We start from the raw sequence: 25192 nt of genomic DNA, 5'->3' as shown, positions 1-25192 counted from the left end.
TTCTCAGATCTTGCGCTCTTCCACCGAAAACTCGATCAGCAACTTGTCGTTCGGGGTGATGATCTTGCCCAGGCTGATCTTTCCGCGCCCGGTCAACGGCAAGGCCTCCTGATGGAGGTGGACCACGTTGCCGTCCTGTGACTTGATGTAGGTGCCGTTGGTGCTGTGATCCTGCAACACGAACTTGTCACGCCGGTAGGCAATGCGCGCATGCTTGCGTGACACGAACGTCGTGTCGCGAGGTATCAGATCACAGCTTTCATCGCGCCCCAGGATGAACTCCTTGCGGAACGGCGGGATCTCGATCAGCTTTTCGCCGCAGCGCAACTTCAACACTTGGCGTGCCGCCATATAATCGGTTTCGGGCGCCAGAATACCGGTGGGATCACCCTCACTGACGCCCAGTACCTCATACACCTCCAGCGGCTGCTCGCGACCCTTGACCGTGGTGTCGTAAAGCTTGCGCGTGCGCTCCCTCAGGTCGGCACGCAGACTTTCTGCGGTCTGACGCGTGGTCAGAATTTGACCAGGCTGCGACATAGACGTCAGCCGGGCGGCGACATTCACCGCATCGCCGTACACATCGCCCTCGGCACGAATCACGGGGCCGTGATACAGCCCGGTATGCAATTCGACATGCACGCCATGCCCCATATCGGCCTGCGGAATGGTATCGAGATTCTTCAGCGCTGCACGAACCGCGGCTTCTTCGCTGGTGAACAGGGCCATAACCTCATCGCCTGAAACCTTGATGGTCTCACCGCGACTCATACGAATATTAGTCTCCGCCATGCGCAGGCATTTGGCGATCACCGCTTGCGCATCCTGATCCCCCAGCGTTTCATACAGACTCGTGCTGTCGACAACGTCGACAAACATGATGGTGGCTTCGAAATTTTCCTCGGACATGTACGAGCTGATCGCTTGGCTCAACTTTTTTGAATAACACTACCTAATTTGCACAGAATAGCATGAAAGTGCCATAACTCATGCAGTTACAATGCCACCCCGGACACGACCGACATGTCACTCGACGATCCCCAACTGCTGCGTTACAGCCGCCAGATCCTGTTGCCGGAGATCGGTACCGAAGGACAGCAGCGGCTGCTCGACGCGCGTGTATTGATCATCGGCCTGGGCGGGCTGGGCTCGCCGGTCGCGATGTATCTGGCCGCTGCCGGCGTCGGACATCTGGTGCTGTCGGACGACGACAAGGTCGAACTGTCGAACCTGGCCCGGCAGATCGCCCATGCCACAGCGGACATCGGACAGCCCAAGGTCAGCTCCGCCGGGCAAACGCTGCAGGCGCTGAATCCGGAAGTCCGCATCACCGAGATTGCCGGACGCCTGACCGGGGATCGTCTGGAAAACGAAGTGGCGGCGGCCAATGTGGTGGTGGACTGCAGCGACAACTTCGAAACCCGCTTTCTGCTCAATGCCGCCTGCGTGCATCAGGACCGACCTATGGTCTACGGCGCCGCGGTGCGGATGGAGGGGCAGGTAAGCGTGTTCCATGGCTCACGCCCCGACAGCCCCTGCTACCGCTGCCTTTACAGCGAGGCCGGCGGCGTGGAGGAAACCTGCAGCGAGAATGGCGTGTTGGCGCCGGTAGTGGGTGTCATCGGCAGCCTGCAGGCCATGGAAACGCTCAAGCTGCTGACGGGGCTGCCCACCCTGACGGGACGGCTGCAGGTGTGGGACGGCCTGCGCGGCGAATGGCGCGTACTGAAACTGCGTAAGGACCCGCAGTGTCCGGTCTGCGGCCAGGGCTCTGCCTGAGCCGATTCAGTGTTCCGTACGCGAGCCCGGCAGCACCGGCCGCTCCGTGAACAAGGCTTCGACGTCCACATGATCGAAGTGATAGTGGGCGCCGCAGAACTCGCAATCCACCTCGATGCTGCCCTGTTCTTCGAGTAGCGAAGCGGATTCTTCGGGCCCCATCGCCCGCAGCACCTCGGCCACCCGTTCGCGCGAGCAACCGCAGCGAAACGCCACCGGCTCGCGGTCGAACATGCGCACGTCCTCCTCGTGATACAGGCGATGCAGCACCACCGGCGCGTCCAGGGTCAGCAGCTCCTGGTCCTCCAGGGTATCCGCCAGCATCACCGCCCGGTTCCAGGCATCGGGATCGCGCGTCTCGCTCGGCAGCGCCTGCAGCAACAGGCCGGCTGCGGTACGTTCATCCGCCGTGAGCCACAAACGGGTGGGCAGCTGTTCGGAGCGTTCGAAATACGTGGTGATCAGCTCCGCCATGTTCTCGCCGGCGATCTCCACGATGCCCTGATAACGTTCGCTGCCGGCACCGGGATCGATGGTAATGGCCAATCGCCCCTGACCGAACTGTTGCTCCAGCCGCCCTTCCGGCACCTCGTCGCGCCAGTGCGCCAGACCGCGCACGGTACGCTGTCCCGTCGCCTGCACCACCATGAGATGAAGCGGTCCGTCACCGTTCAGCTGCAGGGTCAGCGACCCGTCGAACTTGATGGTCGCCGCCAGCAGGGCCACGGCGGCCAAGGCCTGCCCGAGCAGGTTACGCACAATCGGCGGATAGTCCACGCGTTCGAGCAGGGCGCGCCAGCTGGCGTCCAGATGCACCCACTCCCCGCGCACGTTGGTGCGCTCGATCAGGAAACGGTGCAGAGCATCACGTTCGGTCATGATTTCGCGAGAAGGCGTCAGTGAGGAGCAAGGGGTGAGACGACATCTGCGCCTCACCCCATCTCCTCACGAACTGAGTTTCTTCTTCAGCAGGTCGTTGACCTGTGCCGGATTGGCCTTGCCTTTGGATACCTTCATCACCTGTCCGACAAAGAAGCCGAGCAGCTTGTCCTTGCCGCCACGATACTGTTCGACCTGGGCCGGGTTGGCGGTAATCACCTCGTCGATCACCGCCTCGATGGCCCCGGTATCGGTGATCTGCTTGAGACCGCGCTTTTCGATAACGGCGTCGGCATCGCCCTCGCCGGCCCACATCGCCTCGAACACCTCTTTGGCAATCTTGCCGGAGATGGTCTGATCTTCGATGCGCGCCACCAGCCCCGCGAGCTGCGCAGCGCTAACCTTGCTGTCGGCCACATCGAGTCCTTCCTTGTTGAGGAAGGCGGCCAGATCGCCCATCACCCAGTTGGCGACCGGCTTGGCGGCACCGCCGGCCTGCTCGACCGCCGTCTCGTAGTATTCGGCCAGCTCGCGGCTCGCCGTCAGCACGCCGGCATCGTAGGCGGACAGGCCGTAGTGGGTCATGAAGCGGTGCTTTTTCTCATCCGGCAATTCCGGCAGCGTCGCACGCACCCGCTCGATGTCGTCGCTGCTCACCACCAGCGGCAGCAGGTCGGGGTCGGGGAAGTAACGGTAATCGTTGGCCTCTTCCTTGGTGCGCATCGGACGCGTCTCGCCCTTGTCCGGGTCGTACAGCCGGGTCTCCTGCACCACGGAACCGCCGCCCTCGATCAGGTCGATCTGGCGCTCGACCTCGAAGTTGATGGCGCGCTCCACGAAACGGAAGGAGTTGAGGTTCTTGATCTCCGTGCGGGTACCGAACTCGTGCTGACCCTTGGGCCGGACGGACACGTTGGCATCGCAGCGGAACGAGCCTTCCTGCATGTTGCCGTCGCAGATCTCCAGGTAGCGCACCAGGGTGTGCATCTTCTTCATGTAGGCCACCGCTTCCTTGGCCGAACGCATGTCCGGTTCGGACACGATCTCCAGCAGCGGCGTGCCGGCCCGGTTCAGGTCGATCCCGGTGTAGCCGTGGAAATCCTCGTGCAGCGACTTGCCGGCATCCTCCTCGAGGTGGGCGCGGGTCACGCCGATGACCTTGGTCTCGCCGTCCTCCGGCTCGATCTCCAGTTTGCCCTGCCCCACGACGGGCAGTTCGTACTGGCTGATCTGGTAGCCCTTGGGCAGATCCGGGTAGAAGTAGTTCTTGCGCGCGAACACGGAGCGCGGCGCGACGGTCGCGCCGATGGCCAGACCGAAACGGATGGCCATGTTCACCGCCTCGTGGTTCAGCACCGGCAACACGCCGGGCAGGCCGAGATCGACCGCGCAGGCCTGGGTGTTGGGGGCCGCCCCGTAGGCCGTGGACGCCGCGGAGAAGATCTTGCTGCGGGTGGCCAGCTGGGCGTGGATTTCAAGCCCGATGACTGTTTCCCATTCCATTTATCAAAACCCTCGGTTGTACGTAAGCAGTGAGATGTGAAGAGAGGAAAGGGGTGACCACCCCCTCACGCATCCCCTCTCACCCCTCACGCGAATTCTTGCGGGATCCGCTGATGCCAATCGGTGACCTGCTGGAAGCGATGCGCCACGTTCAGCAACCGTGACTCGCCGAAGTAGTCACCGATGATCTGCAGCCCGACCGGCAACCCGTCGGCGAAACCGGCGGGAACGGACATTCCCGGCAGGCCGGCCAGGTTGACCGCGATGGTGTAGATGTCGGACAGGTACATGGTCACCGGATCGTCCGCCTTCTCGCCGATGCGGAACGCCACGGTCGGCGAGGTCGGCCCCATGATCACGTCGACCTGTTCGAAGGCCCGCTTGAAGTCGTCCGCAATCAGGCGGCGCACCTTCTGCGCCTTCAGGTAATAGGCGTCGTAATAGCCGGCCGACAGGGCGTAGGTACCGACCATGATGCGCCGCTTGACCTCAGCGCCGAAGCCTTCGCCGCGCGAACGGGTATACAGATCCAGCAGATCCTTGGGCTCCTCGCAGCGGTAACCGAAACGCACGCCGTCGAACCGCGACAGGTTGGAGGAACACTCCGCCGGCGCCACCACGTAATAAGCGGGCACCGCCAGCCCGGAATTGGGCAGGGAGATCTCGACCAGTTCGGCGCCCAGCTTGCGATACTCCTCGAGCGCCGCCTCGATCACGCCGCTCACGGCGGCATCGAGACCCGCGCCGAAGTATTCCTTGGGCAGGCCGATCTTCAGGCCCTTGAGGTCGTCGCCCAGGTGCGCCGTGTAGTCCGGCACCTCGCGGTCGATGCTGGTGGAGTCGCGCTCATCGAAGCCGGCCATGGCGCCCAGCATCAGGGCGCAGTCCTCCGCGGTCTGGGCCAGCGGACCGCCCTGATCCAGCGACGAGGCGAAGGCGATCATGCCCCAGCGCGAAACCCGGCCGTAGGTCGGTTTGAGGCCGGTGATGCCGCACAATGCGGCCGGCTGGCGAATCGAACCGCCGGTATCGGTACCGGTCGCACCCGGCGCCAGGCGCGCGGCCACCGCCGCCGCCGAACCGCCGGAGGAACCGCCCGGCACGCGCTCGTTGTCCCAGGGATTGCGTACCGGCCCGTAATGGCTGGTCTCGTTACTCGACCCCATGGCGAATTCGTCCATGTTGGCCTTGCCGAGCATGACCGTACCCGCGCCCTGCAGACGCGACACCACGGTGGCGTCGTAGGGGGCGACGAAGTTGTCCAGCATGCGCGAACCGCAGGAGGTCTTCACGCCCTCGGTGCAGAAGATGTCCTTGTGGACGATCGGGACGCCGGTCAGCGGACCGGCCTCGCCGCTGGCGATGCGCTGATCCGCGGCGCGCGCGGCGTCCAGGGCCTGCGCTTCGGTCACGCTGATGAAACTGTTCAGCTTGGCGTCGTGGGCCTTGATCCGGGCGAGAAAATGCTCGGTGAGCTCAACGCTGGAGACCTTGCCGGCACGCAGCTCGGCTCCGAGTTCTGAGAGGGTCTTGTTGTGCATGGCGGTTTGAATTCGGGATCAGAACAAATGTGTGCACGCGGGGCGGGCGTTCACTCGATCACTTTGGGGACCAGGTACAGGCCCGCTTCGGTCAGCGGGGCGATGCCCTGGAAGTGTTCGCGTTGGTCCGTCTCGCGCACCTCATCGTCGCGCAGGCGCTGCACCGCATCCTGGGGATGGGCCATCGGCTCCACGTCGGCGGTGTCCACCTGATTCATCTGCTCGACCAGCTCCAGGATGGCCGACAGGCTCTGGGCATAGGCCGGCGTATCCTGCTCGTCGATCCCCAGCCGGGCCAGATGGGCGATCTTGCTTACCTCTTGATTGGCAATCGACATGGCGACTCCTAAGGTTTTACGGGCTTCGTGAAAGGCCGGCTAAGTTACCATATTTTGCCGTCCCGGCGGGCGCTGCGCCGCACCGCCCCCCGCCGGGACGGCCGCTCCCGCAGGGTATAATGAATACTTCTTGCCCGGGCGGGGCCCCGTTGCTAGAGTAGCAGCCCTTGTAATAGCCACACTCAGCATCCCTAAACTCATGTTCGGCAATCTTCTCGGCTTCCTGTCCAACGACATCTCCATCGACCTGGGGACGGCGAATACCCTGATTTACATGCGCGGTAAGGGCATCGTGCTCAATGAGCCCTCGGTCGTCGCCATTCGCCAGGATCGCGGACCCGGCGGCCCCAAGTCCATCGAGGCCGTGGGCGCCGATGCCAAGAAGATGCTGGGGCGCACCCCCGAGAACATCATCGCGATCCGCCCCATGAAGGATGGCGTGATCGCCGACTTCACCTACACGGAGAAGATGCTGCAGCACTTCATCCGCAAGGTGCACGAATCCAAGGTCTTCCGCCCCAGCCCGCGCGTCCTGATCTGCGTGCCCTGTGGCGCCACCCAGGTCGAGCGCCGTGCCATCCGCGAATCCGCGGCCGGTGCGGGTGCGCGCCGGGTATACCTGATCGAAGAACCGATGGCCGCCGCCATCGGCGCCGGCATCCCAGTCGACGAGGCCCTGGGCTCCATGGTGCTGGATATCGGCGGCGGCACCTCTGAGGTCGCCGTGCTGTCCCTGAACGGCATCGTCTACTCCGCCTCGGTGCGCATCGGCGGCGACAAGTTCGACGAAGCCATCAGTAGCTACGTGCGCCGCAACTACGGCATCCTGATCGGTGAGGCCACCGCCGAGCGCATCAAGCACGAGATCGGCTCCGCCTATCCCGGCAAGGAACTGCTCGAGATCGAGGTCAAGGGCCGCAATCTCGCCGAAGGCGTACCGCGCAGCTTCACCCTGACCAGCAACGAAGTGCTGGAAGCCCTGCAGGAACCGCTTTACGGCATCGTCGGCGCCGTGAAGACCGCCCTGGAACAGACCCCGCCCGAACTGGGCGGCGATGTCGCCGAACGCGGCATCGTGCTGACCGGCGGCGGCGCCCTGCTCCGCGGCCTGGACCGGCTGCTGATGGAGGAGACCGGCGTACCGGTCGTTATCGCCGACGATCCGCTGACCTGCGTTGCAAGGGGCGGCGGTCGTGTCCTGGAGATGGTTGACGAACACGGCACCGATTTCCTGGCCGTAGAATAAACCCCATCCGCCGTCGTCGAGGAGGAAACCATTAAGAAGTCCCTCTTCTTCCACGGCCCTTCCCTGCACATCAAGCTGCTGCTGTTCGTGCTGCTGTCGCTGGCACTGATGACGGCTGACCAGCGCTTCCATCACGTCGACGCCCTGCGCAAGGGGCTCAATCTGCTCGTCTATCCGGTCCAGTACGTCGTCGACCTGCCGTTTCGCATCGGCGACTGGCTGGCCGAGCAGCTCGTCACCCACAACACCCTGGTCGGCGAAAACCGCAAGTTGCGCCGCGAGGCGCTGCTCGACGACGCGCACCTGCAGCGCCTGGCCGCACTGGAAGAGGAAAACGACCGCCTGCGCCAGCTGCTGCACGCCTCCTCACACGTGAAGGCACACTTCACCGTCGCCGAACTGCTGTCGGCCGACATGGCGCCGTTCCGCCAGGAGATCCTCATCAACAAAGGCAGCCATGACGGCGTCTATCTCGGCCAGCCGCTGCTCGATGCACGCGGCGTCATGGGTCAGGTCACCGACGTCAACTACAACACCGCACGGGTAACGCTGATCTCCGACCCCAGCCAGGCCGTCCCCGTCCAGGTCAACCGCAACGGGCTGCGCAGCCTCGCGGTAGGCACCGGCAACCCGCAACGCCTGGAATTGCGCAGCCTGCCCAACAGCGCGGACATCCGTGTGGGCGACATCGTCAGCACCTCCGGGCTGGGCGGGCGCTACCCGCCCGACTATCCGGTCGGCGAGGTGGTCAAGATCGACCGCGACCCCGCCGAGGCCTTTGCCCAGATCGAGGTCCGTCCGCTGGCCCACCTGGAACGCTCCCGGGAGGTCCTGCTGGTCTGGCCGGCCAACGAGCACCATGAACGGCCCGGAGCAACCGACAAAAAGAGTCCTCCGGCCACAAAGAAAGAGCACGGCGCCTCAACGCACAAAACCGGGAAACGGCGGCATGGATAACGCCTTTTGCCGTCCCTGGGTGATTCCGCTCTCACTGGTGGCGGCCTATATGCTGACCATCATCCCCCTCCCGACCTGGGCGATCGCCTTTCGCCCCGACTGGGCCGCCATGGCGCTTATTTACTGGACCATGGCGCTGCCCAACCGGTTCGGGGTCGGCGCGGGGTGGATCACCGGACTGTTTATGGACGTGCTGACCGGCACCCTGCTGGGCCAGCATGCGATGGCCTTCGCGATCCTGGCCTACGTCAGTATTCGCCTGCATCAGCGTATTCGCGTATTTCCGCTCTGGCAGCAGGCCATCACGGTCGGCGCCATGCTGGCCATCACCCGCCTGCTGAGCCTGTGGGTCGATGGCATTACCGGCATGGCCCCGGGCACCTGGCTTTATTGGGCCCCGCTCATCTCCAGTATGCTGCTGTGGCCGTGGCTGTTCCTGCTGCTGCGCCAGATCCGGCGTCGCTGCCACCTGGCCTGAGTCCGCTAGAATGGGGCCCTCGCCCCACAGGAGCAGAATCATGAACGACACAGACCGCACCGCGATCGAGGCCGCCGTTTTCCGTCGCCTGGTCGCCCATCTGCAGGAACGCACCGACGTCCAGAACATCGACCTGATGAACCTGGCCGGCTTCTGCCGCAACTGCCTGTCGCGCTGGTACGGCGAAGAGGCCGCAGCCCAGGGCGTCGAGGTGGACAAGGCGCAGACCCGCGAGATCGTCTACGGCATGCCGTACGAGGAATGGAAACAGCGCTATCTGCGCGAAGCGAGCCCCGAACAGCTGGCCGCCTTCGAATCCCGCGAAGATGACACCAAGGCGTGAAGTCCCGGCCCGCCTTCATCGACACACCGCAGTCGCTTGGCACGTTCTGCCATGAGCTTGCCGGTTCCGACTGGCTGGCGATCGACACCGAGTTTCTACGCGAACGCACCTACCGCGCTCAGCTCTGTCTGATTCAGGTCGCGAATGACACCCGCATCGCCTGCATCGATCCGCTCGCCATTGCGGACCTGTCGCCGCTGTGGGAACTGCTGGGCGACGCCCGCAGCACCAAGATCCTGCACGCGGGCTATCAGGACATCGAACTCGTTTACCAGGAATCGGGGCTGATCCCGACCCCCGTCTTCGACTCCCAATATGCCGCCGGCCTGCTCGGCCTGGGGGAACAGATGGGCTATGCGCGGCTGGTCGAGACCCTGCTGGGCATCGAACTCGACAAATCCCAAAGCCGTACCGACTGGTCGGCAAGGCCGCTGAGCGCCGATCAGCTGACCTATGCCGCCGATGACGTGCGCCACCTGGGCACGATCTACCCGCGCCTGCGGCACGAGCTGGAACAGGCACACCGGCTGACATGGCTGGAAGAGGACATGGCCGCCCTGCACCGGCCGGAACGCTTCACCACCAACAGCGAGGAGGCATGGCGCAACGTGCGCGGTGCGGGTGCACTCGATCCCCGCGGCCTGGCGATCCTGCAGGGGCTTGCGGCGTGGCGCGAACAGGAAGCCATGCACCGCGACAAGCCGCGCGGCTGGATCCTGCGCGACGAACACCTGCTCAAGCTGTGCTTTCTGAAGCCCGAGGATCACCACGCCCTGGAGGCCGTCCCGGAACTCTCACCGGGCTTTTTGCGGCGTTACGCCGATACCGTGCTGGCGGCGATTCGCGCGGGGCTGCAGTTGGAGGAGGATGCGCTGCCGCCCGCGATCGACACCGGACCGCCCAGCGCCGAGGAGCGCGCGCAGATCAAGACGCTGCAACAGCGCCTGCGCGAAATCGCCACCCAGCAGTCAATCTCCGCGCCGCTGATCGCGAACCGCGCAGAAATCGAGTCTCTGGTGAGAGGCCGGCGGGACCTGCGCGTCCTGCAGGGCTGGCGGCGGCAGGTGGCCGGCGAGGCGCTGCTCGCACTCCTCGCCGACCAGCCCGGGAGCTGAAGCGCGCAGGCTATTTCTTGCCGGGGGCGTAAAGGAGGTGGGTGTAATGCGCCACGTCCTGGCTCAGGCGACGGAAATAGTGATCCAGACTGATGATGGTGTATTCGAGCAGGTTCACCGCGATGTAGGGCTGCTCCACCCGCAGCCGTTTGTACATGGCGCGCGTCAGACGCAGCATGAGCGTCCTGTCGCGCAGCGCACGCATGCGCAGCATGCGCGGCTTGCGGTCGAAGAAGGACATCTCGCCCATCAGCTCCCCCTCGAGCACGCGCGTCATTTCGACCTCCTGCGAACCGTCGTCGTGAATCAGCGCAACCTCACCCTTGACGACGAAGTACAACGCCTGGCCCACTTCACCGATCTCGGCGATGACATCCCCTTTGTGCGCCTCGACCACCTCGGTGAATTCGAGAAAGGTCTCGATCTCCTTATCGGTCAGGGTCTTGCACATGTAGTTGTTGTTGAGGAAGTCCATCAATACGGCTTCGCGGTTGCTCATAATCAAAAAACCCCCATATGTGTAGGCCTGTAAATTATAAATCATCCATTTGCAGCACTGCCGCTCTTGCATCCATACTCGGAAATCATGTACAGCGATGATCAACCACTTTGCAGGGCCCTGGCCACAGACGTCGGACAGGGCGCGCACGACCGGCTGTTGCTGCTCGCCTCTCCGGCGCATGCCGCGTTAGGCGCATGCCTGGACACGGCGCTTGAAATCACGGAATGCCGGCAGGTCGCGCCCGAAGACGGACTGACCGCCGCGAGCGACACGCAGCGGTGGGACTGCGCGGTACTCGCCGGTGCATTGGAGCAACTGCCACGCAGCGAGGGTGAGCACCTGATTTCGAGCCTGCGCGACATCTACGCCCGCCGGCTCTACATCCTCGTCGATGCCGCCACCGACCGCTGGCCGGCACGCGATCTCATCGCCTTCGGCCTGAGCGAAGTGGGACGCAGCGAAACACAAGTCCTGTACCGCTACGACGTATCCACCTACAAGCGCACGCCCGACTGGCTCAACCCACGTTTCTGGGCCCATCCGGAACTGTGGGACAAATTCCGTTGGTGACCCCGGAAACGCCCATGGACCTCAAGCCACGCCTCGCACAATACGGTTTCGTATCCAACCACGATTACAGCTACGCTGTACGCTGCCTGCTTTCGGCCCCCATCGAACACGTTCGCGCACTCGCGCTCGGCGGAGCGCCCGGACGGCGCAAAACGGCCTTTGCACACGCCCTGGCTCAGGCGCTGGAATATCCGCACGTGCTATATCACGAATTCATACCGCAGGCGGACATGCCCGAACCGGTGCGTATTCTTCCTCCGCGCGAAACGGAGGAACCCCTCGGTGAGCAGCCGGTCAGCGAGCTCGACCGCACCCTGAGCGAGGCCTGCGCCTTGAGCGAAGGTGATCGCGTGGCACTCATCCTGGACCAACTGCAACTCGCCGAGTTCCGCCATCACCTGCGTTTGGCCGATTTCATCGGCACCGGCGTGTGGAGCTACCGGGACGTGACCCTGCGCGCGCATCCGCAAAATATCCTGGTCATCCTGATCTCCGAAGAGCCGCTCTATCACACGCTGCAGACGTTGAGCTTCAAGCTGTGGGTCGACACGCCGGCGAGCGAGGCGACGGTCGTCACGCCGCATGATCTGGGCCTGGCGGAAAATGCGGCGGGTATGCTCGGCGCACTCAAGACGATCTTCGACGAGCTCGACGTCAGCCCGACCCTGCCCGAGTATCGGCGCCTGGTGCATGACATCCACGGCAACGTCAACGACGTCGACAACCTGAAGGATTCCATCTATGGATGGATCGAGGGCATCGATTACGCCCACCTGCATTCGCCGTACATGCAGCAAGTGCTGGAAAAGCACATGCCGGCGATTATGCATTATCTGGGACTGACGGAAGGCGGCGACCACCGCGTGGTCCTGAGCGACGAATTACCGCCTCACGGCTGACCGACCAGGTGGGTCTGCGGTATGCTGCGCGGCCGCCCCAACAACAAACCGGCTATCCGCAATGAATCCTGAGGAAATCAAGACACTGATCGAGGCAGGCCTCGAAAACGCCGAGGTCGAGGTCACCGGCGAAGGCGGGAAATACGAGGCCCGAGTGGTCAGTCCGCAATTTACCGGCCTCACCACCATCAAGCGGCACCAGCTGGTTTACGCCACCGTCCGGCCCCAGATCGACAGCGGCGCCATTCACGCGCTCAGCATCCGCGCCACTCTGACGCCGGAAGAGGCGAACTGAACACCCATTCAGTGGACGGCGCTGGAGCCGTCCGTCGGGTGCGTCCCCGCACTCAGGATCGCCTCCAAACGCGCCTCGTCCACGGCATGCCCCTCCAGGGCGTCGTCGATCAGGGCCGCGACCTCGTCTCCCATGAAGGTTGCCGACATGCCGATGACCACGCGTTCTCCGTCGTTGAGTTCGACCTCACCTTCTTCCTGCGCGCGGTGCAGACGCAAGCCGAGCATGTGGATCACGGCAATATTCATATCCAGGCTGAACAGCACGCCATTGCGCGGAACCGCATAGGCGGCATCCGGCTTGGACTCGGTATCCTGGCGCATGGCCTTGAGCGAGTTGGACATCTCGGTCAGACATCCGCGCATCAACTCGATCAGCTTGGCTCCTTGGATCTTCATGATTCGTCCTATCGGTCTTCGCATCTCGGGCTTGAACCCCAAATGATATAGTGATGTCCTTTGAGGCACCACGCGCCGCGCATGATAACCGCCAAGGGCAAAGAGGAAATCCACAAGCTGATCGCCTCCGACCTGGTCGAGAGCTGGTCGGAAACTGACCAGAAACTGCGCAACGTGGTCAAGATGCTGCTACTCACCCGCCCCGACCTGATCCGCCTGTATTTCTTTCCCGCCGTCTGGCAGCGCATTACCGAGCTCGACAAGCGGCAGGCGGCGGCCGTCATCCTGGCCGCGCTCAAGGCCGAGGTCGTCGCCCAGGCGGGCGCGCCCGGGGTCGCCGCCCGCGAACAGGCGCGTTTTTACCTGGAAACCCGGATACCCACCGAGCAACACCGGCGCAAACACCTGACCGCACTCCACAACAAAAAAAGCTCCCCCAAGGGCGCGCTCAGGTTCGCAACCGCAAGTCCCGTTGCTTTTTAGAAGTTCTTGGGTGAGAAATCCTCGATCGCCGGCGTTACCAACGCCTTCTGGCTGGAGAAATAGGCCGCAAGGTTCTCCATATCCTGGTCGGTCAGGCTCGCCACCATGCTGGTCATGATCGGATTCTTGCGCGCACCGGACTTGTATTCCTTGAGGGCACGCAACAGGTAATCCTCGTACTGCCCCGCCAGCACCGGATAGGCCGGGTTGGTCGAATGCCCGCCCTTGCCGTGGCAGGCCACGCACATCTGCGCCTTCTGCTTGCCGGCAACCGGGTCACCGGCGGCATGCACCGCGGGTACGGCCAGGATAAAACTCAGGGCGGCGGTCATAATCAGAGACTTGTTCTTCATTATTTCCCCCGCTCGCTCATTTGCGTTGTTTGTAGCTGGCGAAAAAGGCCGCGATGTCTTCCATGTCCTGCTTGCTCAGGCTGGAGGCCTGGGCATGCATGGTCCCATGAGACCGCTGGCCGGACTTGTACTCCTCGAGCGCAGCAATGATGTATTGCGCATGCTGGCCACCGAGTTTCGGCACGTGGTAAGTGGGATAGACATTGAAGTAGGTTTTCACCCCGTGACAGCCCAGACACAACGCCGCCTTCTGTTTGCCCGCGACCGGATCGCCGGCAGCCCATGCCCCTCCCGCGGGCAGCATGAGCAGGCACAGCGTCGCCGCAAGCAGCCTGTATGACCTCATACCATCCTCCTTATCTATTTTTTGCAATTATTAACTAATCACATTTACCTGATTTCATGCCCGATTATACACACCGAAAACCCAGATAACATTTAAAAATAAAATCTACTAATACACTGATTTTTTGTAAAATTGGCGTGTTTTTTATGGAAAAAATACAGCTTATATTTAATAAATTAATAATATGCCGCTTGAAAATCACATATACATGACCTAGACCCCCAGATTCAGGCAGTCCATCATGCAAGGAGGTGATCTGGTATGTGTTTTTGTGAAGCCGACATCGTGAACGTCAAGATCCATCTCAGCGCCAAACGCAAATACCCCGCACTTCGCTACCACCACGAGGCCCTGAGCCGTACGGCCCGGGAATTCGGTTTTCGCTGGAGCACCCAGGTCGACGACCTGGATGAAGCAACCCGTGCACAAATGATCGAACACCTGATGGCGGCACTCCCTCCAACGGCGAGATCAAGCGACAAAGCAGCTTGAACTTCGACGGGGGCCGGCTTACGCTGGCTCCCGTCGTAACTGCCATTGGAAATACCATAACTATGCAAGCCATCACGAAATGGTTGAGTGTTTTTATCGTCTTTTTGTTTATCACGCAGGCTAACGCAGCAGAGGAGGATTTCCCGGGCAGGAGGCTCTACCCACTGGATAAAACCATCACCCTTGAGAACCTGCACAAGACGTACGACAAGGCCGCAATCGTCGACGTCCGCTCGGACTACGAGTACAACACGCTGCATATCAAGGGCGCCAAGAACATCCCGCTGACCTCGAAGGACTTCGAACAACAGATCATCGCCTTGCGCAAGGCCGAGCCGGACACCCCGATCGTGTTCTACTGCAACGGGCATACCTGCATGAAGTCCTACAAGGGCACCAAACGTGCGCGTCTCGCCGGGGTCGACAACGTCTTCGCGTTCGATGCCGGCATCTTCGACTGGGCGCACGCCCACCCCGACCTGTCGGTACTGCTGGGCAAATCCCCCCTCGATCCCGACAAACTGATCAGCAAGAAGCAGCTGGCGGCGCACGAGCTCGACCCAGAGGAATTCGCCAAGCGCGCACACACCGGCAACGCCATCGTGCTGGATATCCGCGACCGTTATCAGCGCGAAGGCCTGGAGTTCTTCCCCGCCATACAGCACAACGTGCCGCTGGACAACGACCAGCTCAAACAGTACGTCGAGCAAGCAAAACGCGGCAACAAGACCCTGCTGGTATACGACGCCACCGGCCACCAGGTCCGCTGGCTGCAATACTTTCTGCAGGAGGAAGGGCTGACCGGCTACTACTTCATGCAGGGCGGCGCGAAGGCGTATTACGACAGCATGCTCAATGCCATACGCTGAGCCCGCTCCAGCCCCCGATGTCGTCCTCGTCGGCGACATCGGCCTGTCCCCGCTACGGGCGCTGTTCGCGCCCTACGGGCTGCGGGTAGAGGAGGTTTCCGGCGAGATCCCCGGCAGCTACTGGGGACCGCCCGAGGCCGGGCTGCGGGGCGATGCCCTCTACGTCCGCGCCGACACGCCCGTCCATTCCGCACTGCATGAGGGCTGTCACTACCTGTGCATGGACCGGGCGCGACGCCGCGCGCTGGACACCGACGCCGGCGGCGAGCCGCAGGAGGAGAACGGCGTCTGCTATCTGCAAATCCTGCTCGCGGACCGGCTGCCCCATTACAGCGCCGGGCGGACGATGCGGGATATGGACAGCTGGGGATACAGCTTTCGGTTGGGCAACGCCCGCGCCTGGTTCGAGCGCGACGCAGAGGACGCCAGGGCATGGCTGTACGACCACGGTCTGATCGATGGGCAGGGCCAGCCCAGTGGATTCTTGCGAAGAGACTGAAACCGGTCAGCCCAGCCTGTATTCGACCAAGTGCCCTTCGTTGTGCTCGAACCGCTCGCCGAAACTGATCACGCCTTCGCCCTGCAGCACGGTTTCCGATTTGGCCAGACGGGTCACGCCGCCGTCCTCGCCCTTGATCAAGGTGCCGTTGCGGCTCTGATCCTTGAGAAAGAATTCGCCGTGACGGCATTCGATGGTCGCATGCAGGCGCGAGACAAAACTCTCGTCGATCTGCAGATCGGCCTCTTTGGAACGGCCAACCGTGAACGGTGGGGCGTCGAACGAGACGACGAACTCCTTGTCCTGGTACTTGAGCCGGAGATGCTCACCCAGTGACTCCCGGAGATCGACGTCGCTCGAACGGCGGTCGATGATCCGACGCCGGTTGTGCGTCACCAGATTCCCGTCCGAATCGCGAAAGGGGTACTCCGGCGTCTTACCCCATTTGCGTCGTTCTCGTTTTCTGCGCTCTTCTGTCACCAACACACCCTCTGCATCGCGAAAGGGGAAATTCGGCGGTTTCCCCGCGGATGGATCATCACCCTGGCCGGCCATATTGAGACTGCTACCCCGCTGGTATTAAGCCTTTGTTTTTTTATGGAGTATATCCAAGGCTGCTCGAAAGCTGAACAGTGGGAGGGGAAATTGAAAGTCGGTCGCGCTGAACTATGCTTTACGGATGAGCCAGCAATAATCCGGAGGACGCATTATGGACGCTCGCGAACTCAATCAACGCTGTGTTGCGCTCTTCCAGAACCCGGATGTACGCAACCATTTCTGGCATCCACGCATGTTCTGGGAGGTGCACGGGCAGGACACGCCGTCGCTGGACGACCTTACTGAACCCAAGGTCGACCTGATGGAACTGGAAGTCCTGCTTTCCGAGTCGGCCCATGTCGAGTCGGTGTGCGCGGACGCTCTCGAACAGCGTGAACCGGGGCGCGCCACACTGATCCGGCACATGTTGCATCGGGGCGACATGCCCTTGTTGCACCGTCCCCACTAGACTAAGCTGGCCGCATCTCAGTGCCGTACGGTCCTGCCCTTTAATCCACGCCCCGTGAGGCCGGCGATGAAACATCTGTTACCGATTTTGACGCTGACGCTGCTGGCCGGCTGCCAGAGCATGCAGGGTGCCGACAATCGCTATGCGCTGCCCGCCGTGGGCAGCCGGATCGTCCTGCACCGGCCCCTGACCGTCCCGCCGGACGCGACCCGCGTCTTTGTCCAGGACGGCAAGGTGGTGCGCTACGGAAACCTGGACCTCTACCGCACCAGCTGCAGCTTCGAGATACGCACCCTGAGCGGAAAGCCGCGCAGCATCATGCCGGACAGCTTCACCGTCACCCGGGTGATTCAGGATACCGGCGAGGTGGTCATGCGCAAGCCGGTCATGGTCGCCAGCCGCAGACTCAGCGGCCTGGACAGCGAAGGGCCGTCCTTCATCTTCTACAAGGTGGAAATGCGCCTGAAATCGGCCAAGCAGCCCAATGTCATGCGCGTAACCTGCAATGGGGCGCAAGCGGAACCGGCGAATGCCGAACCGCCCACCCTGCAGGAAATCCATGCGGCCCTCGGTGGCGTCGCCACCCTGCAGGCCCCCGCCCCCGGGAACTAAGCAGACAGCAGCCGGATCACCGCATCGGCCGCGCTGCCGCTGGACTGCGGATTCTGTCCCGTAACGAGACGTCCATCCACGATGACGTGATCGCGCCACGGGGCGGCCGCATCCACGTCGGCACCCAGCTCCCGCAGGCGGGACTCGAGTAAAAACGGCATCAGGCCGTCCAGCTCCACCGCCGCCTCCTCGGCATTGGTGAAGGCCGCGATCCGATGCCCCTTCACCACCGGCGTACCGTCGGCCCGCTGTGCGTCGAGCAGCGCGGCGGGGCCGTGGCAAACCGCCGCGACCACCTTGTCCTCGTCCGCGAAGCGGCCCACCAGTTGCGCCACGGCCGCGTTACCGGGCATGTCGTACATGGTGCCGTGACCGCCTGGGAAAAAGACGGCATCGAACTGTTCGATATCCAGCTCGTCCAGCGCCTGCGTATCCCGCAGGGCCTCCAGGGCCTCGCGATTCGCGGACGACTCAGCATCGTCCGGCATGCTGCGGGGATCGATCGGCACCGTCCCGCCCCGCGGGCTGGCCACCGTCACGTGATATCCCTGATCGCAAAACCGCGCGTAGGGCACCGCGAATTCCTCGAACCAGAGCCCCGTCGGGTGCTCGTCGTCGATGTGGTCATGGTTGGTGAGCACCATCAAGACCGATTTGGGTGTAGTCATATGCGCCTCCTCCTCCCGGGCTGAAACGATTGGCATGCCGGTCCGTGCCGGCATGCACGTTGGACAAACGGCCAGCAGGTTCTATCCCGACCGGCAGGTTAATTGGCGAACTCCAGCCGATCCCGCAGGGCATCCACGGCCTGGCGGGCGCAGGCCTCGTCCTTGTCGCCACCGGGCGCCCCGCTCACCCCCAGGGCACCCACCAGCGAGCCCGCCGCACGAATCGGCACCCCGCCCTGCAGCACCAACACGCCGTGTACATGGTCCATTTCCATGCGGATATCGGCGCGGTTGGTCCGAAACGCGCCGGAACTGACGCCGGAGAGAATGACCGCATTGGCCTTGTCCCGGGCGATCTGAATCGTAAACCGCGGTGCGAGCGTGTTCCGCATCATGACCTGCGGAATGCCCTCCCGGTCCACCACCACCGCGGTCACCTGATAGCCGGCCTTGGCGCAGGCCTGCACGGCCTGCCGGGCGAGCTCACCGGCCATTTGCAGCGTAAGCTTGCGCACCGAGATCAGATCGGCCGCCTGCACGCCCGCTGGTGCGAATGCCAGCGTACCCGCAAACAGCGCCGGCAACAGACTCGCGATGATTGTGCGTAACGACATGATCATCTCGCTCCTATTTTATCGGGGTCATTGGTTGGATACGGATGCCCCGGTTCAGCCCAGCCCCGGGAACAGCTGCCGCAGACCGCCGGCCATGAATTCGACGCCGATGGCGGCGATGATCAGGCCCATGATACGGGTCGAGATATTGATACCGGTGTTGCCCAGCATCCGCATCAGCCACGGCGCCGAGCTGAAACACACCCAGATCAGCAGCGCCACCAACAGAATGCCACCCGCCAGCCACGCGTCGTGCTGCACTGACACCGGGCGGGGCGCATACAGGATTACCGTCGCGATCGCGCCCGGCCCCGCCAACAGGGGGATGCCCAACGGCACCACCCCCACCGACTGCTTGCCTTCCGCATCCTGCATTTCCGCCTCGGTCTGCCTCACCGGACTGGGACGGGCATTGAGCATGGCAAAGGCGACCAGCAACAGGATGATGCCGCCGGCCACGCGAAAGGAGGCGAACGAGATACCGAAAAAACGCAGTACGCTGTCGCCGCCGATCAGCGCCAGGATGAGCACCGTTGCCACGGTAATCGCCGCCAGCCGGCTCGCCTGACGGGTCTCGGCGCCGCTCAGATGCCGGGTCATGCCCATGAAGATCGGCAGACTGCCGATGGGATCCACCATGGCGACCAGCGCGACAATGAATTTCACGAACTCCGTCCAATCAACCATGAGCGTTTTCGGATTCCCGTATCGTCGATCGTCCATCCGGCACCGGCCGCACCCGGGTGCGCACCATCTGCCATATGTCGCAGCCGGCAGCTAGAATTCATGCCTGTTCAGCGAAAACACATTCAACACCACATGTCACAAGCCTCACAAGCGGCCGCACCGGTTTGCATCGTCACCGGCGGCGGGCAGGGCATCGGGCGGGCGATCGCCGAGCGGTTTTTGTCCGGCGGCTACCGTATCGTGATCGCCGACCGCGATGTCGATGCCTGCCGGGAAACGACGGGGCAGCTGCAATCACAAGGCGAGGCACTCGGCCTCACCGTGGACATCGGTCACGATGCCGATGTCATCGAATTGATGCGGCAGACGGCCAAGCGCTTCGGCCGCCTCGACTGTCTGATCAACAACGCCGCCATCGCCTGCAACAAACCCATCGAACAACTGAGCCTGACGGACTGGAACCGGGTGATCGGCACCAATCTGACCGGCACCTTCCTGTGCAGCAAACATGCCGCGCCGCTGTTGCGTGAAAGCCGCGGCGCCATCGTCAATCTCTGCTCCACACGGGCGCGCATGTCGGAACCGCATACCGAGGCCTACTCGGCGTCCAAGGGCGGAATCTACGCCCTCACCCACGCCCTGGCGATGAGCCTCGGCCCCGAGGTGCGCGTCAACAGCATCAGCCCCGGCTGGATCGACGTTACCGGCTGGCAGAAGCGCGCCTCGCGTCAGCCTGCCGCGCTGAGCGAAGCCGATCACGCCCAACATCCCGTTGGTCGTGTCGGACGTCCGGAAGACATCGCGGCGCTGGCCTGGTATCTGTGCTCCGATCAGGCCGGATTCATCACCGCCCAGGACTTCGTGGTCGACGGCGGCATGACACGCAAGATGATCTACGTCGAATAGGCGCCGCCTATTGCCCCATCGGCTGGTAAGTGAATCGCTGGCCGCCGATCGAGGCCTCGAACATGAAACCGCCCTTGGGCAGCGTGAATACCGCCACGCCGCGCTCGTAGGGCGCGTTGGCGGCGGCACCGGCCTTGGCGACCACGGCCGAGGCCTGGGCGTCGAATTCCAGCTGACCGCTGCGGAAGCGATCCAGGGATGCCTTGTCGCGGAAAAAGATCAACTCGCTGTAGGCCTGGCCGCCGATCTGGAATCCGACCGTCAGCTGGGTCAACGTGGTCCGGCCGAGCACCTGCCCGCCGCGATAAACCAGCCCGCGCCCGAAGGCGCCACCCACGGTGGCGGCCCCTTTGCCGACGTTGGGGAACACCGCATAGGCATAGGCCTGGTCGAAAAAGCTGCGCAGCGACGGATCGCGCTGCAAAAAGCGATCGACGGTCGTCCGCGCCTCGGCCTCGGCCCGGGCATCGCGGTTCGGATTCCAACTCGCGCAGGCGCTCAACAACAGCACGCAGCCGAGCGCGAGCAGGGACAGACGCCTCCCCGGCACGTGGAATCGATGATGATTTGCGTTTGACATGGACGACTCCTCAGGACAACACGTTGGCCTTTGCTCCGGGCCCGGCGACCGGACGGGCGGGATCGCGTATCCATTCGCTCCAGGAACCGGCATAAAGCCCGGCGCCGGACAAGCCGGCCAGCTCCATGGCAAACAGATTATGGCAGGCCGTCACGCCGGAACCGCACATATGGACGACCTGCGCCGGCGGGTGCGCCGCGATCAGCGCCTGAAACTGTTCGCGCAACTGCGGGGACGGCAGGAAACGGCCGTCATCGGAAAGATTGTCCTGATAGGGACGGTTCAGCGCGCCGGGGACATGGCCGGCCACCGGGTCCAGCGGCTCCTCGGTTCCCTCGAAACGCGGCGCGGCGCGCGCATCCACCAGCAGCATATCGCCGCTCGCCAGCCCGCTCAGCACCTGCTCGGCGCTCAACCACTGCGCCAGCGGCGGCCGCTCGGGGAAATCCCGGCGCGCGTAATGGGGCTCGGCACTGTCGACCGGCCGGTCCGCCGCCAGCCAGGCGGGAAAGCCGCCGTCCAGGATGCCGACCGCCTCGTGCCCCATCCAGCGCAGCAGCCACCACAGACGGGCGGCGAAGGCGCCGCCGGCGTCATCATAGACCACGACCCGGGTTTGCGCGGCGATGCCCCAGCCCCCCAATCGCTGCCGGAGCTGTTCCCGCTCCGGCAGCGGGTGGCGTCCGCTCGACTCGGTGATCGGCCCCGAGAGGTCACGGTCGAGATCGGCATAGATCGCCCCGGGGATGTGTCCCGCCGCATAGGCCCGATATCCCGCATCGGTATCGGCCAGCGAGAACCGGCAGTCGATGATCCGCCAGTCCGGATCCTGCAGATGGGCTGCCAGCTCACCGACGGTAATCAGGGCCGTACGGGACATGGGTGGTTACGCGGGTTGAAGGCCTTGCAGTGCATGCCACAAGTCTAGCGCATGCGCACAGCAAGATTGGTGTTGCTAACGTGACCGCTAGCCGGGTTGTCTTTCGTCCAATCCGTTCAACAGCTGGGCTTCAATGGCGGATGCGTCTACCGGCCGGCTGATGAGGTAGCCCTGGGCCAGCCTGCAGTGCTCGCCGCGCAGGAATTCCAGCTGTTCCTCCTGCTCGACCCCTTCGGCGACCACGTCCAGCCCCAGAGAACCGGCCATCGCGGTGATCGCCTGTACGATGGTGGCATCGTCCGGGTCGATGGTCAGGTCGCGGATGAAACTGCGGTCCACCTTCAGGGTATTGATCGGGAAGCGTTTCAGGTAACTCAACGAGGAATAGCCGGTACCGAAATCGTCGATGGCGATACGCACACCCATCTCGTGCAGCGCCTTGAACCGCAGCATGGCCTCCTTGTCGTCACGCATGATGACGCTTTCGGTGATTTCGAGTTCCAGGTCGGCGGGCGACAATCCGGTCTCATCGAGTATGTCCTTGAGCACGGTGATCAGGCCGGCATCGGAAAACTGCCGGCCGGAGAGATTGACGGCGATCCGGGTGGGATAGCCGCGCAAGGTCTGCCAGCGGGCAGCGGCACGACAGGCCGTACGCAGGGCCCATTCGCCCACTTGGACGATCAATCCCGTTTCTTCCAGCACCGGGATGAATTCGACCGGCGGCACCAGCCCCAACGTGGGATGCTCCCAGCGCAGCAGGGCCTCCAGTCCCGCCACTTCGCCTGTCCAGATATCGACCTGCGGCTGGTAGTGCAGCACGAACTCCTCCCGCTGCAACGCCTGCCGCAGACTGGTCTCGAGGCTCATGCGCTCGTAGGCCTTGGCCCCCATGTCCCGCGAGTAGAACCTGAAAATGTTCCGCCCCTGTTCCTTGGCGTGGTACATCGCCAGGTCGGCGTTCTTGATCAATGTCGAGGCGTCTTCGCCATCCACCGGGTGCAGGCTGATACCGATACTGGTGGTAATGAACAGCTGACGCTCCACCAGGTCGATCGGTTCGGTCAGCGCCGCCAGTATCCTGCCCGCGACCGCCTCCGCGTATTCCCGCCCGGACGCCGCCTCCAGCAGAATGGCAAATTCGTCGCCGCCAAGCCGGGCTACCGTGTCGCTTCCGCCCACGCATCCCCGCAAACGATCGGCCAGTTCCTGCAGGATGGCGTCGCCGATGTCATGACCAAGTGAATCGTTGATCGTCTTGAAGCGATCCAGATCCAGAAACATGACGGCGAGTTCGGTGCGCCGGTGGCGGGCGGCAAGCGCACGGGACAGACGCTCGCCGAACAGTGCACGGTTGGGCAGGCCGGTCAGCACGTCGTGATGCGCCAGATAATGCAGCCGGTTCTGCGTCTCCATGCGCTCGGTGATGTCGCGCCCGGTGGCCACGAAATGACAAATATCCCCTTCGCTGTTCTGCAACGGGGTGATGGTCTTTTCCTCGTAATACAGGCCGCCGTCCTTGCGCTTGTTGATCACTACACCCCGGTATACCTCGCCCCGCAGAATCGTCTCCCACATGCGCTCGTAGAATGCGCGCTCCTGGCGTCCCGATGAGAGAATCGAAGACTTGCGACCGATCGCCTCCTGGCGTGCATAACCGCTGACCGTTTCGAAGGCACGGTTTACGTATTCGATAACGCCTTCGCGGTTGGCGATGGTGACCGCATCCGCGGTCTGCTCGACCGCCATGGACAGCTTGCGCATGCGCTCTTCGGCTTCGCGCCGTTCGGTGACGTCACGGGTGATACCTTCGATACCCGCAATTTCGCCTGCTTCGTTGCGATAAAACTGGGCGCTGGTCGAGACCCAGATCACCCTGCCGTCGCGACGGCGTATTCGTGCCTCGTAGTTGGTGACCGCACCGCCGGCCTGCTCCAGCGCGCGCATGAATTTTTCCCGTCCCTGTGGATCGACGTAGATACCGGCAAGTCGCATGCCCAGTACTTCCTCGCGATCGAAACCCAGCAGTTGACGCACGGAGGGCGAGGCGTGGGTGATCCTGCCCTCCGGATCCGTGCGGTAGTAGGTGTCCTGCAGGTTGTTCAGGATGGCGGAGAGTTCGCGCTCCGAACGCCGGACCTGCTCATACGCCTTGACCCGCTCGGTGATGTCGATCGCCAGACCGATCGCCCCCTGAAACGCCCCTTCGTCCGATTTCAACGGCGAGTAATGGATTTCGTAGACGCGACCCTTGTAGCGTTCCACCGCGGTGAATTCCTCGCCGGCCAGCGCGCGGTCCGCCAGCGCCACGATTTGCGGATCGCCCCTGAAATACTCGTGCACGGTCTTCCCTACCGCATCGCCGCCCATAACCTGCAGCCCGCGCCCCTCCGACAGGGTGATCATGCCTTGCACATCGATCAACCACAGCACCAACGGCGCGTTGCCGATCACATATTTGAGTTCGATCTCCCGCTCGTGCAGTGCGAGTTCCGCCTGCTTGCGCGCCGTGATATCGAACATGAATCCCTGCAGGCGCATCGCCCCCGCTTCATCCACCACGACCTGTACGACATCACGGATCCACATCACGCGGCCGCCTGCCGCGATGAAACGGTATTCGAACTCGTGGTCCAGGGCCTGCTGCGTCATTTTGCGACAGTATTCGGCGGCCTGTTCCAGATCGTCGGGATGTACCCGGGAAACCCAGAAACCGGGCGCGTACCAATCCTCGGACAGATAACCGGTGATCTGCGCCGCCTGGGGACCGACGTAGGTAAACCGGAAAGTCTCTGCATCGGCCTCCCAGGGGATGGCATTGGTCGTCTCCACCAGGTGGCGGAAATAGGCTTCCTTTTCCGCCACCTGCTCAATGGCCTGGATGCGGTCAGTGACGTTGATCAGCGAAAGCACCAACCCTTTGATCTCGCCGTCCGGACCACGCACGGGCGCGAGCGTCCAATCCCAGTGGCTGACACCGCGCTCCGGATGCTCCGTATATTCAAAAGGCTTGGCCTTGGCGACATAGGGTTCGCCTGTTTCCAGCACCTGTCGAAAGATATGCTCGTTGCCGGTATCGGGATACAGATCGAAATGGTTCCTGCCGATGAAGTCTTCCGGCTCATGTTCATCGAGCGCGGCATAGGCAGGATTCACCAGCACGAAGTCGAAGTTCGTGTCCAGAAAAGCGGTGGGCACCAGGGTATTGTCGAGAACGGCCCTGAAAACAAACAGGTCTTCGGTGCAGGAAGCGACGTCCTTGCAGGCCGTAAAACGACGTTCGCGGATCATCCGGCGGTCTCGCCAAAAAACCGGGATGTCCGGCGGGTGGCGGAACCGGCGACGATGCGATGA

The 25192-nt window shown here is 63.0% G+C and carries 32 protein-coding genes; 16 read left to right on the top strand and 16 right to left on the bottom strand.

The genetic code is table 11. The annotated features are described in order from the left end of the window. Positions 1–3: 3 nt before the first annotated feature. Positions 4–909, bottom strand: a complete 906-nt coding sequence (locus P8Y64_02215) for an adenylate/guanylate cyclase domain-containing protein (protein MEJ2059290.1) — start codon at positions 907–909, stop codon at positions 4–6. Positions 910–1023: 114 nt separating this feature from the next. Between P8Y64_02215 and moeB the strand changes: the two genes are divergently transcribed. Continuing rightward, on the top strand, positions 1024–1779 hold the full coding sequence (gene moeB / locus P8Y64_02210) for a molybdopterin-synthase adenylyltransferase MoeB (GenBank protein ID MEJ2059289.1): 756 nt from the start codon (positions 1024–1026) through the stop codon (positions 1777–1779). A gap of 6 nt (positions 1780–1785) precedes the next feature. On the opposite strand, the gene hslO is transcribed toward moeB, so the two are convergent. The 4 genes from hslO to gatC all read right to left on the bottom strand — a co-directional run bounded on the left by hslO (position 1786) and on the right by gatC (position 6040). After that, positions 1786–2658 (bottom strand): Hsp33 family molecular chaperone HslO, encoded by an 873-nt coding sequence (gene hslO / locus P8Y64_02205; protein MEJ2059288.1) that lies wholly within the window; start codon positions 2656–2658, stop codon positions 1786–1788. Between the two features lie 66 nt (positions 2659–2724). Then, positions 2725–4161: an Asp-tRNA(Asn)/Glu-tRNA(Gln) amidotransferase subunit GatB gene (gatB, locus tag P8Y64_02200; GenBank protein ID MEJ2059287.1), complete on the bottom strand. Its 1437-nt coding sequence runs from the start codon at positions 4159–4161 to the stop codon at positions 2725–2727. 86 nt (positions 4162–4247) lie between these two features. Then, entirely contained in the window at positions 4248–5702 is a 1455-nt protein-coding gene (gene gatA, locus P8Y64_02195) for an Asp-tRNA(Asn)/Glu-tRNA(Gln) amidotransferase subunit GatA (protein ID MEJ2059286.1), read from the bottom strand. Positions 5703–5752: 50 nt separating this feature from the next. Further along, a complete protein-coding gene (gatC, locus tag P8Y64_02190) occupies positions 5753–6040 on the bottom strand; it encodes an Asp-tRNA(Asn)/Glu-tRNA(Gln) amidotransferase subunit GatC (GenBank protein MEJ2059285.1) in 288 nt (95 codons plus the stop codon). 199 nt (positions 6041–6239) lie between these two features. Here gatC and P8Y64_02185 point away from each other — a divergent pair, with 199 nt between their 5' ends. Genes P8Y64_02185 through rnd form a run of 5 tightly spaced genes read left to right on the top strand, consistent with a single transcriptional unit; the run spans position 6240 to position 10179 of the window. Then, on the top strand, positions 6240–7286 hold the full coding sequence (locus P8Y64_02185) for a rod shape-determining protein (GenBank protein ID MEJ2059284.1): 1047 nt from the start codon (positions 6240–6242) through the stop codon (positions 7284–7286). Positions 7287–7316: 30 nt separating this feature from the next. Then, positions 7317–8243, top strand: coding sequence for a rod shape-determining protein MreC (mreC, locus tag P8Y64_02180; GenBank protein ID MEJ2059283.1), 927 nt, complete (start codon positions 7317–7319; stop codon positions 8241–8243). Beyond that, complete coding sequence (gene mreD, locus P8Y64_02175) at positions 8236–8721, top strand: rod shape-determining protein MreD (GenBank protein ID MEJ2059282.1); 486 nt, start codon at positions 8236–8238, stop codon at positions 8719–8721. The genes mreC and mreD overlap by 8 nt, the downstream gene beginning before the upstream one ends. A gap of 40 nt (positions 8722–8761) precedes the next feature. Continuing rightward, a complete protein-coding gene (locus P8Y64_02170; GenBank protein MEJ2059281.1) occupies positions 8762–9064 on the top strand; it encodes a DUF1244 domain-containing protein in 303 nt (100 codons plus the stop codon). Beyond that, positions 9061–10179 carry a ribonuclease D gene (gene rnd / locus P8Y64_02165; GenBank protein ID MEJ2059280.1) on the top strand — a complete coding sequence of 373 codons (1119 nt, stop codon included), beginning with the start codon at positions 9061–9063 and terminating at the stop codon, positions 10177–10179. Before P8Y64_02170 ends, rnd begins: the two co-directional genes overlap by 4 nt. Before the next feature lie 10 nt (positions 10180–10189). Here the strand turns inward: rnd and P8Y64_02160 are convergent, their stop codons facing one another. Next, a complete protein-coding gene (locus P8Y64_02160) occupies positions 10190–10678 on the bottom strand; it encodes a cyclic nucleotide-binding domain-containing protein (GenBank protein MEJ2059279.1) in 489 nt (162 codons plus the stop codon). A gap of 87 nt (positions 10679–10765) precedes the next feature. On the opposite strand from P8Y64_02160, the gene P8Y64_02155 reads away from it, so the two are divergent. The 3 genes from P8Y64_02155 to P8Y64_02145 all read left to right on the top strand — a co-directional run bounded on the left by P8Y64_02155 (position 10766) and on the right by P8Y64_02145 (position 12445). Beyond that, positions 10766–11251 (top strand): DUF6231 family protein, encoded by a 486-nt coding sequence (locus P8Y64_02155; protein ID MEJ2059278.1) that lies wholly within the window; start codon positions 10766–10768, stop codon positions 11249–11251. A gap of 14 nt (positions 11252–11265) precedes the next feature. Beyond that, on the top strand, positions 11266–12150 hold the full coding sequence (locus P8Y64_02150) for a hypothetical protein (protein ID MEJ2059277.1): 885 nt from the start codon (positions 11266–11268) through the stop codon (positions 12148–12150). Between the two features lie 61 nt (positions 12151–12211). Beyond that, positions 12212–12445, top strand: a complete 234-nt coding sequence (locus P8Y64_02145; protein MEJ2059276.1) for a BolA/IbaG family iron-sulfur metabolism protein — start codon at positions 12212–12214, stop codon at positions 12443–12445. A gap of 8 nt (positions 12446–12453) precedes the next feature. Here P8Y64_02145 and P8Y64_02140 read toward each other — a convergent pair whose 3' ends face one another. Continuing rightward, positions 12454–12843, bottom strand: a complete 390-nt coding sequence (locus P8Y64_02140; GenBank protein MEJ2059275.1) for a hypothetical protein — start codon at positions 12841–12843, stop codon at positions 12454–12456. A gap of 81 nt (positions 12844–12924) precedes the next feature. On the opposite strand from P8Y64_02140, the gene P8Y64_02135 reads away from it, so the two are divergent. Next, a complete protein-coding gene (locus P8Y64_02135) occupies positions 12925–13326 on the top strand; it encodes a hypothetical protein (protein ID MEJ2059274.1) in 402 nt (133 codons plus the stop codon). Here the strand turns inward: P8Y64_02135 and P8Y64_02130 are convergent. Further along, positions 13323–13679, bottom strand: coding sequence for a cytochrome c (locus tag P8Y64_02130; protein ID MEJ2059273.1), 357 nt, complete (start codon positions 13677–13679; stop codon positions 13323–13325). The two genes, P8Y64_02135 and P8Y64_02130, sit on opposite strands and share 4 nt — an antisense overlap. 16 nt (positions 13680–13695) lie before the next feature. Then, entirely contained in the window at positions 13696–14025 is a 330-nt protein-coding gene (locus P8Y64_02125) for a cytochrome c (GenBank protein MEJ2059272.1), read from the bottom strand. 261 nt (positions 14026–14286) lie between these two features. On the opposite strand from P8Y64_02125, the gene P8Y64_02120 reads away from it, so the two are divergent. From P8Y64_02120 to P8Y64_02110, 3 genes are all read left to right on the top strand, one after another. Beyond that, positions 14287–14517: a hypothetical protein gene (locus P8Y64_02120; protein MEJ2059271.1), complete on the top strand. Its 231-nt coding sequence runs from the start codon at positions 14287–14289 to the stop codon at positions 14515–14517. 62 nt (positions 14518–14579) lie between these two features. Beyond that, on the top strand, positions 14580–15386 hold the full coding sequence (locus tag P8Y64_02115; protein MEJ2059270.1) for a rhodanese-like domain-containing protein: 807 nt from the start codon (positions 14580–14582) through the stop codon (positions 15384–15386). After that, the gene (locus P8Y64_02110) at positions 15373–15885 is read left to right on the top strand and encodes a hypothetical protein (GenBank protein MEJ2059269.1); all 513 of its coding nucleotides are present in this window, start codon (positions 15373–15375) and stop codon (positions 15883–15885) included. The genes P8Y64_02115 and P8Y64_02110 overlap by 14 nt, the downstream gene beginning before the upstream one ends. Before the next feature lie 6 nt (positions 15886–15891). On the opposite strand, the gene P8Y64_02105 is transcribed toward P8Y64_02110, so the two are convergent. After that, the gene (locus P8Y64_02105; GenBank protein ID MEJ2059268.1) at positions 15892–16365 is read right to left on the bottom strand and encodes an FHA domain-containing protein; all 474 of its coding nucleotides are present in this window, start codon (positions 16363–16365) and stop codon (positions 15892–15894) included. Between the two features lie 229 nt (positions 16366–16594). Here P8Y64_02105 and P8Y64_02100 point away from each other — a divergent pair, with 229 nt between their 5' ends. Then, positions 16595–16891, top strand: coding sequence for a hypothetical protein (locus P8Y64_02100; GenBank protein MEJ2059267.1), 297 nt, complete (start codon positions 16595–16597; stop codon positions 16889–16891). Between the two features lie 66 nt (positions 16892–16957). After that, positions 16958–17503: a hypothetical protein gene (locus tag P8Y64_02095; protein ID MEJ2059266.1), complete on the top strand. Its 546-nt coding sequence runs from the start codon at positions 16958–16960 to the stop codon at positions 17501–17503. Here the strand turns inward: P8Y64_02095 and P8Y64_02090 are convergent. The 3 genes from P8Y64_02090 to P8Y64_02080 all read right to left on the bottom strand — a co-directional run bounded on the left by P8Y64_02090 (position 17500) and on the right by P8Y64_02080 (position 19472). Further along, a complete protein-coding gene (locus P8Y64_02090; protein MEJ2059265.1) occupies positions 17500–18171 on the bottom strand; it encodes a type 1 glutamine amidotransferase domain-containing protein in 672 nt (223 codons plus the stop codon). The two genes, P8Y64_02095 and P8Y64_02090, sit on opposite strands and share 4 nt — an antisense overlap. Positions 18172–18269: 98 nt before the next feature. Further along, positions 18270–18785, bottom strand: coding sequence for a heme-binding protein (locus P8Y64_02085; GenBank protein MEJ2059264.1), 516 nt, complete (start codon positions 18783–18785; stop codon positions 18270–18272). Between the two features lie 54 nt (positions 18786–18839). Next, a complete protein-coding gene (locus P8Y64_02080) occupies positions 18840–19472 on the bottom strand; it encodes a YchE family NAAT transporter (protein MEJ2059263.1) in 633 nt (210 codons plus the stop codon). 132 nt (positions 19473–19604) lie between these two features. Here P8Y64_02080 and P8Y64_02075 point away from each other — a divergent pair, with 132 nt between their 5' ends. Next, on the top strand, positions 19605–20378 hold the full coding sequence (locus P8Y64_02075; protein MEJ2059262.1) for an SDR family oxidoreductase: 774 nt from the start codon (positions 19605–19607) through the stop codon (positions 20376–20378). A gap of 7 nt (positions 20379–20385) precedes the next feature. Here the strand turns inward: P8Y64_02075 and P8Y64_02070 are convergent, their stop codons facing one another. The 3 genes from P8Y64_02070 to P8Y64_02060 all read right to left on the bottom strand — a co-directional run bounded on the left by P8Y64_02070 (position 20386) and on the right by P8Y64_02060 (position 25129). Next, positions 20386–20958 carry a lipid-binding SYLF domain-containing protein gene (locus P8Y64_02070; GenBank protein MEJ2059261.1) on the bottom strand — a complete coding sequence of 191 codons (573 nt, stop codon included), beginning with the start codon at positions 20956–20958 and terminating at the stop codon, positions 20386–20388. Positions 20959–20968: 10 nt separating this feature from the next. Next, positions 20969–21838: a sulfurtransferase gene (locus P8Y64_02065; GenBank protein MEJ2059260.1), complete on the bottom strand. Its 870-nt coding sequence runs from the start codon at positions 21836–21838 to the stop codon at positions 20969–20971. An 87-nt stretch (positions 21839–21925) separates the two neighbouring features. After that, entirely contained in the window at positions 21926–25129 is a 3204-nt protein-coding gene (locus P8Y64_02060; protein ID MEJ2059259.1) for a PAS domain S-box protein, read from the bottom strand. Positions 25130–25192 lie beyond the last annotated feature (63 nt).

The organism is Gammaproteobacteria bacterium, assembly GCA_037388465.1.
Taxonomy (GTDB): domain Bacteria; phylum Pseudomonadota; class Gammaproteobacteria; order SpSt-1174; family SpSt-1174; genus JARRKE01.
Note: the sequence above shows the minus strand (reverse complement) of the source record. Positions and strands in the feature narration are given on the sequence as shown.

Excerpts from the sequence above, each read along its gene's own strand:
- P8Y64_02215 (MEJ2059290.1), bottom strand. The coding sequence starts at position 909 with ATGTCCGAGGAAAATTTCGAAGCCACCATCATGTTTGTCGACGTTGTC.
- moeB (MEJ2059289.1), top strand. The coding sequence starts at position 1,024 with ATGTCACTCGACGATCCCCAACTGCTGCGTTACAGCCGCCAGATCCTG.
- hslO (MEJ2059288.1), bottom strand. The coding sequence starts at position 2,658 with ATGACCGAACGTGATGCTCTGCACCGTTTCCTGATCGAGCGCACCAAC.
- gatB (MEJ2059287.1), bottom strand. The coding sequence starts at position 4,161 with ATGGAATGGGAAACAGTCATCGGGCTTGAAATCCACGCCCAGCTGGCC.
- gatA (MEJ2059286.1), bottom strand. The coding sequence starts at position 5,702 with ATGCACAACAAGACCCTCTCAGAACTCGGAGCCGAGCTGCGTGCCGGC.
- gatC (MEJ2059285.1), bottom strand. The coding sequence starts at position 6,040 with ATGTCGATTGCCAATCAAGAGGTAAGCAAGATCGCCCATCTGGCCCGG.
- P8Y64_02185 (MEJ2059284.1), top strand. The coding sequence starts at position 6,240 with ATGTTCGGCAATCTTCTCGGCTTCCTGTCCAACGACATCTCCATCGAC.
- mreD (MEJ2059282.1), top strand. The coding sequence starts at position 8,236 with ATGGATAACGCCTTTTGCCGTCCCTGGGTGATTCCGCTCTCACTGGTG.
- P8Y64_02170 (MEJ2059281.1), top strand. The coding sequence starts at position 8,762 with ATGAACGACACAGACCGCACCGCGATCGAGGCCGCCGTTTTCCGTCGC.
- P8Y64_02160 (MEJ2059279.1), bottom strand. The coding sequence starts at position 10,678 with ATGAGCAACCGCGAAGCCGTATTGATGGACTTCCTCAACAACAACTAC.
- P8Y64_02155 (MEJ2059278.1), top strand. The coding sequence starts at position 10,766 with ATGTACAGCGATGATCAACCACTTTGCAGGGCCCTGGCCACAGACGTC.
- P8Y64_02150 (MEJ2059277.1), top strand. The coding sequence starts at position 11,266 with ATGGACCTCAAGCCACGCCTCGCACAATACGGTTTCGTATCCAACCAC.
- P8Y64_02145 (MEJ2059276.1), top strand. The coding sequence starts at position 12,212 with ATGAATCCTGAGGAAATCAAGACACTGATCGAGGCAGGCCTCGAAAAC.
- P8Y64_02140 (MEJ2059275.1), bottom strand. The coding sequence starts at position 12,843 with ATGAAGATCCAAGGAGCCAAGCTGATCGAGTTGATGCGCGGATGTCTG.
- P8Y64_02135 (MEJ2059274.1), top strand. The coding sequence starts at position 12,925 with ATGATAACCGCCAAGGGCAAAGAGGAAATCCACAAGCTGATCGCCTCC.
- P8Y64_02130 (MEJ2059273.1), bottom strand. The coding sequence starts at position 13,679 with ATGAAGAACAAGTCTCTGATTATGACCGCCGCCCTGAGTTTTATCCTG.
- P8Y64_02125 (MEJ2059272.1), bottom strand. The coding sequence starts at position 14,025 with ATGAGGTCATACAGGCTGCTTGCGGCGACGCTGTGCCTGCTCATGCTG.
- P8Y64_02120 (MEJ2059271.1), top strand. The coding sequence starts at position 14,287 with ATGTGTTTTTGTGAAGCCGACATCGTGAACGTCAAGATCCATCTCAGC.
- P8Y64_02115 (MEJ2059270.1), top strand. The coding sequence starts at position 14,580 with ATGCAAGCCATCACGAAATGGTTGAGTGTTTTTATCGTCTTTTTGTTT.
- P8Y64_02110 (MEJ2059269.1), top strand. The coding sequence starts at position 15,373 with ATGCCATACGCTGAGCCCGCTCCAGCCCCCGATGTCGTCCTCGTCGGC.
- P8Y64_02100 (MEJ2059267.1), top strand. The coding sequence starts at position 16,595 with ATGGACGCTCGCGAACTCAATCAACGCTGTGTTGCGCTCTTCCAGAAC.
- P8Y64_02095 (MEJ2059266.1), top strand. The coding sequence starts at position 16,958 with ATGAAACATCTGTTACCGATTTTGACGCTGACGCTGCTGGCCGGCTGC.
- P8Y64_02090 (MEJ2059265.1), bottom strand. The coding sequence starts at position 18,171 with ATGACTACACCCAAATCGGTCTTGATGGTGCTCACCAACCATGACCAC.
- P8Y64_02085 (MEJ2059264.1), bottom strand. The coding sequence starts at position 18,785 with ATGTCGTTACGCACAATCATCGCGAGTCTGTTGCCGGCGCTGTTTGCG.
- P8Y64_02080 (MEJ2059263.1), bottom strand. The coding sequence starts at position 19,472 with ATGGTTGATTGGACGGAGTTCGTGAAATTCATTGTCGCGCTGGTCGCC.
- P8Y64_02075 (MEJ2059262.1), top strand. The coding sequence starts at position 19,605 with ATGTCACAAGCCTCACAAGCGGCCGCACCGGTTTGCATCGTCACCGGC.
- P8Y64_02070 (MEJ2059261.1), bottom strand. The coding sequence starts at position 20,958 with ATGTCAAACGCAAATCATCATCGATTCCACGTGCCGGGGAGGCGTCTG.
- P8Y64_02065 (MEJ2059260.1), bottom strand. The coding sequence starts at position 21,838 with ATGTCCCGTACGGCCCTGATTACCGTCGGTGAGCTGGCAGCCCATCTG.
- P8Y64_02060 (MEJ2059259.1), bottom strand. The coding sequence starts at position 25,129 with ATGATCCGCGAACGTCGTTTTACGGCCTGCAAGGACGTCGCTTCCTGC.